Annotated in this window: 2 protein-coding genes; one reads left to right on the forward strand and one right to left on the reverse strand. The window is 73.3% G+C overall.

What is annotated here, in order from left to right:
• On the forward strand, positions 1-575 hold a 575-nt coding region (locus ACTUAL_RS14820; RefSeq protein ID WP_440900654.1), incomplete at its 5' end, for a hypothetical protein.
• 49 nt (positions 576-624) lie between these two features.
• Here ACTUAL_RS14820 and ACTUAL_RS14825 read toward each other — a convergent pair.
• Positions 625-1,862 (reverse strand): KamA family radical SAM protein (locus ACTUAL_RS14825; RefSeq protein WP_440900655.1); only part of this gene is annotated, 1,238 nt, incomplete at its 5' end.

The raw sequence follows: 1,862 nt of genomic DNA on the forward strand, positions 1-1,862 counted from the left end.
GCCTGACCCGGCGCAGGGTGCGCCCTGCCCGAGGACGCGGAGGAGCGGAGGAGCGCGTGCCCAGGTACCTGGCGGCCCACCACTACGGCATGGGATCACTGTGGTGGTGGATCACGGCGGACTCGGCCGAGCAGGTCGAGCGCGAGCTGAGCGAGGTGTGGGTCGAGGACGACCCCGACACCCTCGCGCGGGCGCTGGGCGCCACCGGCGTCGACGAGGTCGACCTGTCCTCCGAGGTGCTGCCCGCACCGCTGGACTCCATGCGGGAGCAGCGGCGCGAGCAGCGGCGGGACCCCCTGTTCGGCGCGCTGGCCGCGCGGGGGACCGTGCACCTGAGGACGCCTCCCGTCGAGGGCGACGAGGAGCTGGGGGAGTGGCTCGTCGAGATCGGCGGGGACGGGTACCGCACCCGCCAGGTCGTGCTCCTGCCCGACGGGCGGGCGCTGCGCACCGACGACTGGCCGTTCAACCCGCCGTACGACCTGCACGACCCCGAGCTCGCCCGGCACGAGATCACCGCCGAGGAGTTCGAGCGCGAGTGGGACCGGGCCGTCCCCGACCCCGACGCGCTCTAGCCCGCACCGGCGCCGCGCCCCGCCCCAGCGTCGCGGCGCCCCGGCGCGCTCACCCCTGCGCGGCCCACCACCGCCGCCCCGCCTCGGGCAGCGAGCGGATCGGGTCGTAGTACGGGTACCGCCGGTCCAACGCCTCCGCGTCGTCCAGCTCGATCCCGGTGCGGTAGTTCTTCGTCCAGTACGACACCCCGCGCTCCCGGTCGTACTCCTGCACCTGGTGCACCCACCGCTTGCCCACGTACGGCACGTCGCACACGATCCGCGGCGTCGCGTACCCCGGCAGGTAGCCCATGATCGCGTGCTGGAGCTCCTGCGCCTCCCGCACCGCGACCCGCCAGTGCTCGGCGTTCGGGATCATGTCGCACATGTAGAAGTAGTACGGCAGCACCCCGGCCTCGCCCTGCAGCGCGAAGCACAGGTCCAGCAGGTCCGTCGCGGTCGCGTTCACCCCGCGCATCAGCACCCCCTGGTTGCGCACGTCCCGCACGCCCACCGCGAGCGCCGTCCGCGCCGCCTCCGCCACCAGCGGCGTCACCGAGTTGGCGTGGTTGACGTGGGTGTGGATCGCCAGGTTCACCCCGCGCCGCGCCGCCGTGCGCGCCACCCGCTCCAGGCCCTCCACCACCTGCGGCTGCAACCAGTGCTGCGGCAGCCCGGCCAGCGCCTTCGTGGCCAGCCGCACGTCCCGCACGGTCTCCACGCCCAGCAGCCGCATCAGGAACGACTCCAGCTGCGGCCACGGCACGTTCGCCACGTCGCCGCCGGAGACCACCACGTCCCGCACGCCCGGCGTGGTCCTCAGGTACTCCACGATCCGGTCCTGCCGGTCCACCGGCTTGAGCGCGAGCTTGTGCTTGGCGACCTGCGGCGTGGAGTTGCCGACCAGGTCCATGCGGGTGCAGTGCCCGCAGTACTGGGGGCAGGTGGACACCAGCTCGGCCAGCACCTTCGTCGGGTAGCGGTGGGTCAGGCCCTCCACCACCCACATCTCGGCCTCGTGCAGCGAGTCCCGCGAGGAGTGCGGGTGGCTCGGCCAGTCCGGGTCGCGGTCCGAGCGCACCGGCAGCATGTAGCGGCGCACCGGGTCGGCGTAGAAGGCCTCGGTGAAGTCGCCGCCCTCCTCCAACCGGGGCACGACCGGGTTGAGCATCTGCGGCGGCAGCAGCATCGACATGGTCGCCAGCTGCTCCTGGTCGGCCTCCAGGTCGGCGTAGAACCGGTCGTCGACCAGGTCGCCCAGAACCGCGCGCAGCTGCTTGGCGTTCTTCACGCAGTGGGCGCGCTGCC

Source organism: Actinosynnema sp., from assembly GCF_052038725.1.